7 protein-coding genes are annotated in these 8,705 nt (G+C 64.8%); all 7 read left to right on the forward strand.

Annotation, left to right across the window (positions count from 1 at the left end; all coding sequences use genetic code 11):
* The first annotated feature begins 47 nt into the window (after positions 1 to 47).
* The 7 genes from ACWEWT_RS11875 to ACWEWT_RS11905 all read left to right on the forward strand — a co-directional run bounded on the left by ACWEWT_RS11875 (position 48) and on the right by ACWEWT_RS11905 (position 8,694).
* Entirely contained in the window at positions 48 to 758 is a 711-nt protein-coding gene (locus ACWEWT_RS11875) for a GntR family transcriptional regulator (protein WP_452558321.1), read from the forward strand.
* Between the two features lie 612 nt (positions 759 to 1,370).
* Positions 1,371 to 1,814, forward strand: a complete 444-nt coding sequence (locus tag ACWEWT_RS11880) for a hypothetical protein (RefSeq protein ID WP_452558322.1) — start codon at positions 1,371 to 1,373, stop codon at positions 1,812 to 1,814.
* 1,107 nt (positions 1,815 to 2,921) lie between these two features.
* Positions 2,922 to 3,977, forward strand: coding sequence for a C-terminal binding protein (locus tag ACWEWT_RS11885; RefSeq protein WP_452558323.1), 1,056 nt, complete (start codon positions 2,922 to 2,924; stop codon positions 3,975 to 3,977).
* On the forward strand, positions 3,968 to 5,128 hold the full coding sequence (locus tag ACWEWT_RS11890) for a KamA family radical SAM protein (RefSeq protein WP_452558324.1): 1,161 nt from the start codon (positions 3,968 to 3,970) through the stop codon (positions 5,126 to 5,128). The genes ACWEWT_RS11885 and ACWEWT_RS11890 overlap by 10 nt, the downstream gene beginning before the upstream one ends.
* Positions 5,129 to 5,215: 87 nt before the next feature.
* Positions 5,216 to 6,310 (forward strand): iron-containing redox enzyme family protein, encoded by a 1,095-nt coding sequence (locus ACWEWT_RS11895; RefSeq protein ID WP_452558325.1) that lies wholly within the window; start codon positions 5,216 to 5,218, stop codon positions 6,308 to 6,310.
* Complete coding sequence (locus ACWEWT_RS11900) at positions 6,307 to 7,368, forward strand: aminotransferase class I/II-fold pyridoxal phosphate-dependent enzyme (RefSeq protein ID WP_452558326.1); 1,062 nt, start codon at positions 6,307 to 6,309, stop codon at positions 7,366 to 7,368. The genes ACWEWT_RS11895 and ACWEWT_RS11900 overlap by 4 nt, the downstream gene beginning before the upstream one ends.
* A 549-nt stretch (positions 7,369 to 7,917) precedes the next feature.
* Positions 7,918 to 8,694: a hypothetical protein gene (locus tag ACWEWT_RS11905; RefSeq protein WP_452558327.1), complete on the forward strand. Its 777-nt coding sequence runs from the start codon at positions 7,918 to 7,920 to the stop codon at positions 8,692 to 8,694.
* Positions 8,695 to 8,705: the final 11 nt, after the last annotated feature.

Consider the following 8,705-nt stretch of genomic DNA (forward strand, 5'->3'; position numbering starts at 1 on the left):
TATGGTGAGACGGTAATGCTGACCGAGGAGATTAGGGGACGTCTTCGATGAGCGCGTTCGTGCCGGAGCAGACCTCGTTGACCGACCAGGTCTACGGCGAACTGCTGCGTGCGATCCAGGCGGGCGAACTACCGGCCGGCACCTTGCACTCGGTGGTCGAACTGTCCGCCAAACTGGGCGTTTCGCGGACACCGGTCCGTGAAGCGTTCCAGCGCATGGCCAGCAGCGGACTGGTCAAATTCGAACGCAGTCGCGGGGTGCGCATCCTGGAGATATCGACCCGCGATATCGAGGAGATCTACTCGCTGCGGATGCTGCTGGAGGTGCCCTCGGCGCACCGTGCGGCCGCCCGGATGACACCCGCATTGTTGCAGCCCGTCGAAGAGGCCTTCGCGGCCATGAAGCGGGCGACCGAGGCCGGCAGCGAACCGGATTTCCAGCAGGCCGATATCGCCTTCCACGCTGCGATCCTGCATGCCGCCGGAAACGGCAGGGTGGTCGATGTCACCGCGAACACCCGGATGCAAATGCTCGACCGGGGACTGTCCACCACCCGGACCCGCACGCTCGACGATATTCTCATCGTGCACGAGCGCATTCTCACCGCACTACGCAACAGCGATCCCGCCGGCAGCGCCGGCACCATGCGCGATCATCTCGTCGAAACCACACAGCTGCTCATCGCCCAGTCGACCGGCGATCAAGATCTCGCCGACGCCTACCAGCCGCCACCGCTGCCCATCGCCGGCGCGTACTGATCTCCGGTGGTACCTGTACGGTATCGACCCGATCCGACAGTTGCGGGATAATCGTTGTCGCTCAGCGTCGTTCGAACCGACAGCATCGACTCTCGATCCCGATGCCGTCGGTTGATTCGTCGTCCCACCCCCACCGTCACGCCCTACATCCTGCCGCTCTCCCGGCCTCCCGACGAAATAGCCACGGCCGAGCGGATGGACGATCTCACCTGGCTTCCACCCGGAGGCCCCTGCGAAAATGCCCCGCACAGGCGGCAGGGTCCCACAACCAATCGAGGCCGGCAGTGGTGGCGAAGAGCCCGCGGTCAGAACTGAACACTGTCGCGCGGTGGCGCAGTTCCGCAAATCCCGTGTCGGGCAGAGTGTCCGCCTGATCGCCGAAATAGAACCGCGGCAAGCGGGCGCGAAGACCGACGGTCTGTACCGAAGGGCGGCGCACATAGGGGATGGCCTGCTCCACTTCCGATAGTGCAGTAGGTTGCCAGTGGATGGGCGACCGGTGTCCTCGAAGCCCGGATCCGGCTGACGGAATGAGATTCAGTGGAAACGGCTGGACTCTCCTGTCGCAGTCGTTGCGGTGAGCGTCACCTGCGCCCCCACCGAGGAGGACTCATGACCCCCGCCGAGACCGAGCGGCTCCGATTCGCCGGGTACGCCCGCCTGTACGCAGTCGCCGCATTTCTCGTGCCGATGCTCACGTTCGTCAACCCGTGGGAGCCGGAGAGCTCGTCGCGGGCCACTCGGTCACAATGGGACGCGGTGCTGGCAGGCGATGGCATTTTTCCGCTCATACTGCTCGTGATCTATGCGGGTCTGGTCCTGTCGGCAGTGTTCAACCCGGCGCGCACGGGCGTCGCCGCTGCCATAGCAGCGGGATCGCTGGTGACGGCGTGCGTCATAGGACTGCCCCCGATCGGTACGGCCTACGCGCTCACCGACGTCGGCCGGGCCACCGTGTTCGCCGCCGGGTTTCTCACGGTGGTCGGTGTCATCCACGAGTACCAGCTCGCAGTGCACCGGACCAATTCGCGGTACGGGTCGCGGCCCACGCCGTGACCGTGTCACCGGGTGGCTCTGTTTGCTGGACGAACTCTTCCGACTGCTGCCGAACCCATTCGACGTCGGCACCTTCGAGTTACGCGTCGACACTCCTCACACCCATCACCGACAGCCCCGGGCGGGGCTGGTTTCGGCTTCGGCGATGTCCATTCGACAGCACTCCCAACTATGGAAACATCTTTGCGGATGCCCTCCGCGGCTGTTCGAGAGCAAAATCCGACATACTCCCATTTATCGATATTCCGGACCCGAAGGCGTCTCACCCATGAGTCGGCTCACACATCGCGACCGCGGATCAGCAGAACGCTCCGCATTCTCGGTTCAGTCGTCGGATTACGAAATACGTCGGCGCGAATCACCATACTGAAGCGGTTCATATCCGACATCGAATCCATCGAACATCGTTGAAACTTCGTGCCCCGAGAACATTTCGAGTGCGATATCTTGTCACCTGTGCACAAGTCGCACAGGCGACATCCTCGGGGTCGCCTCGACTGCCGCACCGCCCGCTGTGCCACCACGGTAGCCCTCGCCGCACACCCATTCCGGGGTTTTTTCACACCGAGCCCGGGCAACCCCCTGTTCATGCGCCGGCAGCTGCGATTCCGGTCGATCTGCCCAGGCTCGGACGGCCGGCCCGGGGTACCGACAAGAGTGTGGCGACACCGGGGAGCGGCACACGGAAAACGCCCGGCCCCTTCGTGATTCGACCGCCGAATTTCCTCACCCCCGTTGATCGAGCCGCTATTTGGGGGTACGTTTGGTTGGTCGGTGCTACCCAGAAGAGTCGAAATGGCCTTCCACCGGCAGCGCGCACAGCGGGACGACCACGGTGCGCAGCTACCCCGGTCAGCGGCTTTCGCCGATAACCGGGAGGCTTCGATGCCCGATCTTCCGACACCTCACCCGGACCGATATCCCGATTCGTCAACGGCTCATCCGCCGATATCACCGATTCAGCCCACCGAGAAACAAAGAGTCGACGTCATCGGCTCTATCAGAACTGCGCCGTAAGCGATCGCCGGACCCTGAGCACCGGGATCCGGGCGGCGAATTCATCGCGACGCCGAGGTATTTGCGATATACCGATCTTGTGAGGGTGTAATGAGAGCTACGAGCTCGGGGCGCGGCCCCGCACACACGAATGGGGCGGGCGGTACGGTTGCCGTCGTCGATGCACCGTCGGGGGGATATGTCGAGCGACTGGACCTCGAACAACGCGTTATCGGCGGCGCCGGCGCGGTCACCAAGTACCTCATCGACCCTGATTCTCGTGACGCGCTCCTGGATATCCGCGACCCGTACCTGATCCTGTGGCACCACGTCGGTCTGGATCGGGAATTCTTCGAGCGGTCGGCACACTGCCGGGCGGTGATCTGCGCCAGCGTCGGTTACAACCACGTCGATATTCGCGCCGCCGCGGACGCGGGGATCGACGTTTATCATATTCCGCAGTACGGGACCGAAGAAGTGGCGGACCATACGCTCGCGCTGTTCCTCGCTGCCTGGCGGCGGCTTCCCGACTCGGCCGGCCATGTCCGCGACGGCGGCTGGGATTGGCGGACGATCACCGGTATACGGCGGCTACGCGGCGCGACATGGGGGGTGGTCGGCCTGGGCCGCGTCGGACTGGCCGTAGCCGCCAGGGCCGCCGCGTTCGGAATGCGCATCACGTTTCATGATCCGTATGCCCATCCCGGGATCGAAAAATCGCTGGGCCTGCTCCGGAGACCGACCTTGCGGGAATTGCTGTCCGACAGTGATGTCGTCAGTCTGCACACTCCGCTCAACGAGGAGACCCATCATCTGCTGGGTACGCGGGAGCTCCAGTGGATGACGCCGGGATCCACGCTCGTCAACACCGCACGAGGGGCGCTGGTCGATATCGACGCACTGCGCGAAGCGCTGTCAACCGGGCGCCCGGGAGTCGCGGCACTGGACGTGGTGGAGGGCGAACCACAGCTACCCGCGTGGATCCGATCGGATCCACGCGTACTTCTCAGCCCGCACTCCGCGTTCTACTCGCGTGAGGCGCTCGACGAGTTGCGTACTCGGGCGGCCGGAGCGGCACGGCAACTGCTGGAGGGTGTCACCGTGACCGAGGCCGTCCCGGTGCACACCGCGATATCGACCCGACGAGGAGAGTCCGCATGTCCGTAACACTCGATGTCGAACACGCCGATCGGACCGCTTGGACAGACTGGAAATGGCAGCAGCGCAACGCGATACGCAGCTCGCGGCAGTTGGCCGACGTATTTCCCGGGTGCGCACGAGAAATCCTGGATCTCATCGATCGCCATACCGCGACCCGGCGATTCCAGGTGACGCCGTACTACCTGAGCCTCGTCCGTCGGGACTCGGCCGGTGCGCCGGATCCGGCCGATCCGCTGTGGCGCCAGGTGATACCGATCGAGACATCCGAAGAGCATCCGTACGGATACGACGGTGAGACCGAGAACTGGGAGCTGCCGGAAGAGATGGTCACGCCGATCGCGCAACGCAAATACGACAATCGCATCATCGTCCGGTACGCGAATGTCTGCCACGCGTACTGTCAATTCTGCTACGAGGCGCTGCGTACGCTGGACAAGGACTCCGCGAAGGCGTCGTTCGACCGTCGGCATTGGGAAGCCACACTCGAGTTCGTCCGGAAGACCCCGGCCGTCGAAGAGGTCATCTTCAGCGGCGGAGAGCCGCTCATGCACAGCGATGAGCAGCTCGACGGCGTGCTGGCCGAAGTGCGGGCCGTGCGACCGGACCTGGTGGTGCGGGTACACACCAGAGCCTTGACCTTCAATCCGTTCCGTATCGGTCCGGGATTGGTCGATGTCCTCGGTCGGCACCGGGTGCAGGCGTTCGGATTGCACATCAGTCATCCGAACGAGATCACTCCGGACTTCGCCGACGCGGTGCGCCGATTGCAGAGCGCCGTGCCGATCCTGTTCGCCAATGTGCCACTGCTGGCGGGGGTCAACGACGAGGTGACCACCATGCGCGAGCTGTCGATGAGCCTCTACCGGCTGGGGGTACACGCCGGCTACCTGTACCACTTCATGCCGCACAGCCCGGAGTCCGCGCTGTTCGCGGTACCGATCGACAAGGGAACCCGGATCGTCCGGGCCCTCCGTCGGCATATTTCCAATCCCGCGGTACCCGAGTACGTGCTCCCGCATGCCACAGGGAAATACACCGTTCCCTTGATCGCCGGCCTCGAGGAGTATCCGCGCCACGAAATCGACGATTCCGGGACTCGCGTCCTCAGCTTTGTCAACTGGACGGGCCGGCGGGTGCGGTATCCGGACCCCGAATGAGCCACACGGCAACGATCTCCGAGCGCATATCCAGCGGAGTCGCCCCACAGTCGCGCGAAACACGCGGGGGCGGGAAGGAATCGGATCATGGCAGTAGACGACTTCGAGCGAGTACCACCGAAAGCCATTGTGCTGCGCACCGAAGCCGAGGTCGCCGCCGATAGCGTCGAGTTCTGGCTGGGCCGATGTCTGCGTGGGCGGGTCGATCACCACGGGAGCCGGATCGAGCACCAGCAGTTGCTCACAACGCTCGACGAGACACTGTCGGCGGGACTGGCCGACGGCGACTGCACCGCCCTGCTCGATGTGCACCGCAGCGCCTACGCCGTCTACGAGATGTTGATCGGACATCCGTTCGGCCCGGCCGCCCGGCACGAACGCAGCTGCTGGCTCAACGAGTTCCGGTGCATATACGAGGAGCGGGTGCTGGCCGCGGACCTGGCCGAGGTGGCCGCCGACCTGCCCGCCACGGCAGATGCGACGTCACCGGAATTCGTCCGAACGTGGTTCCTGTCCGAGGCAGCTCGACGGAGCACCCTCGACTCACTGGTGGAGAACTACCTCGCGGACACGGCCACCGCGGCACAACTCGCCGAGTTCATCCAGGCAGACGGATATTTGAACTACCGCTTCTATGACGCGATCACCTTGACCCAGCCACACTTCATGGAATCGGTGAAGAACCAGATCAGCCGTCATGTCTGGGACGAGGCGGGCAAAGGGGACCGCTCGCGTTCACACACCCAACTGTTCTCCCGTAGTTTGGCGACACTCGGCGTGGAGCTGCCGGTCGTTCCGGTATGGGAGGACTGGCGACCCTACGCCGGCCACAATCTCTACTTCCTGCTGGGCTGTAATCGCCGGCACCTGTTCAAAGCATTGGGGAGCCTCGCGATGCCGGAACTGTTCGATGTCGACCGTGACGATTGTGTGGTTCGCGGGATGCACCGCCTCGGCTACCGGCCGGAGGTCGACTTCGAGTTCTTCGTCAGCCATATCGAGGGCGACGCCGAGCACGGCCCCGAATGGCTCGACGGTATCGTGCTGCCCATCGTCGCCGCCGAGCCCGCGGCCGGGCCCGAGTTGATGGCCGGCGGCGCGCTGCGCATGCTGGCCATGCGCCGATACAACGAGTACCTCGCCACGAAGATCTGCCGTCTCGAGGTAGGACGGACGGCATGAGTTCGCCCGCGGCCAACCCGTTCCCTTCCACAGAGATGGTGAGCAGGTCGAACGGTTGGGTTCCCCGGGGCCGTCTGTCCGCGAACGAGAACGAGTTCGGACCGGCACCCGAGGTGGTAGCGGCAATCACCGACGCCGCGGCGCAGGCGCACCACTATCCGGACTGCGAGCACTACGACCTGCGCCACGCGCTGGCACGGACCACCGGCGCGTCCTTCGACCAAGTCCATGTCCGCACCGGCATCGACGGACTGCTCGGTGATATCTGCCGCCGGTTCGCCGCGTCACGGGTAGTGGTGACCACCGCCGGAACCTACGCCACCTTCGGATATTTCGCGGCCGGCGTGGCCGCTCGTATCGAAACGGTTCCCTACCGGGATCTGCAGGTGGACAGTGCCGCGTTGGTCCGGCGAGCCGCGCGGGACCGGGCGGCTGTCGTGTACCTGGCCGAGCCCGACAATCCCACGGGTTCCGCATTGGGCGCCGACGAGATCCTCGCCCTCTCCGACGCGTTACCCGAGTACACGCTGCTGATCGTCGACGGCGCCTATACCGAGTACCTGGAGCCCGGGCGCCGACTCGGGGCAGACGACATCGTGCAGCGCCGGATGCTGTGGCTACGGACTTTCTCCAAGGTGTACGGCTTGGCCGGCATGCGGGTGGGCTACGCGCTGGGTGCCGCCGCGTTGCTCGATGAGCTTCGCGCTGCCGCGGAACACTACGGTGTCGGCCGGGTCGCACAGCTGGCGGCCCTCGCCGCCCTGGACGCGACCCGGCACCGGGACGAAACCCTCGACCGGACCGCATCCGGGCGGGCGCACTACACGCGGGAGCTCGACGCAATGGGTTACCGCGTACTCCCCGGCTCGACCAACTTCATCACTGTGCAGTGCGGTCCCACAGCGCCGGCGGCGGCGCTCTACGCCCACCTCGCCCGGGCGCGAATCCTGACGCGGGCGATCACCGGCATCTCCGAGAACGGGTTGCTCCGGATCACCATCGGCCCACCGGCGCAACGGGCAGTGGTGCTCGATGCCCTGAGGTCCTACCGAATGTGAACGGGCCATCGCCGATCGATGGTATGCCAGATGTGAATTCCTGGGGTTCGCGGCGAGCGGTTCCTACGAACCCCATTTCTATTCGAGAGACCTGGTGGAACACGCTGCCCGACGGACTGCACCTCCGAACGAGCTGATAGGACAGCTGGAGATGTATATCAGCCGCCTCCTCCCTACGAGGGGGACGAAGACCTGGCCGCCATGGTCCCCTGCGGCGTCAAAGGGGTCTACGGTTTCCCTCCGACCGAAGTCGCCGAACTGACGCGACTCTGGCGGCGCAGCCGCGACCGGATCGAAGACCTGCGACCCGTGATCACCGCTCAACTCGAACAAGACACCTGGCTCGAGGACTTCGACAGCGTCGCGACATTGCTATACGACTGGGGAGAGATACTCATACGGGCACACCGACGCGGATGGGGTTTGTTCTACCTGATCGACCAGGGCAGGAACGGGATTCGTCGCGCTGTTATCGAGCGGAGGTACCGCTCGGAGATCGGTATCGTGTGGCAAGCGCTCGGCGGTGAGCCTCATGGGAGGAGGGCGCATATGCCCACGGTGCGGCGGTACTGGATCGAATTCGATATGGAGCACAACCCATTCCGCTGGCCACAGCTGATCGAGGGCGTCGGTGTGACCGGATTCGACGAACGCGATTGCTTGTCGATGGCGGCGGATCTGCTCCCCCACGACGCCGAACTACCCCCGGTACGCCACATCACGGTCGACATCTCACTGGCCGAGAGACCTCCGGTGAACCCACCCGGTCTCGGAGTCCCGGTGTGGCGCGGCGTCTGGTATCCGCCCAGCAATCTGCGGACCGGGCCGTTCTGGCGTCCCCGCGGCGTCGGCCGAAACCCTGCCGTACCCGCCCGCGGCCCGAGACGCCTCACCGATTCACCCGGACGAGCCGGGGCCACCGTGCGCCCCGATCCATTGCCGGAGTGGTGGGACGAAATCCCGCATGTCGACAGTCTGCTGTGGCCGGTCGGCAACCTGCCCTACGCCCATCTCGGCGATCAGATGTGGCGTTACGCACCCGACCTGCGCAACGCCATCGCCGGGGAGGCGAGCTACGGGGACATGGTGCGCGAAGCTCTCGACTACGTGATCGCACGGCGACCGCCGCCCAGCGATTGGTTCGACCCGAGCACGACCGAGTTCGTCGATCAACAACAACAGCACGAATATCTGCGAGCCTTCCGCGACTACTTGTTCGGCCACCACCCGTATCCGATCTACCCGCCCCGCAAACTTCCACCCGACGCAATAGCCACACCAGCCGACGAACCGAGAACAGATCCCCGGGCTCCGGACGACCTGTGATTCCGCAAACC

It is taken from the genome of Nocardia sp. NPDC003963, assembly GCF_053605105.1.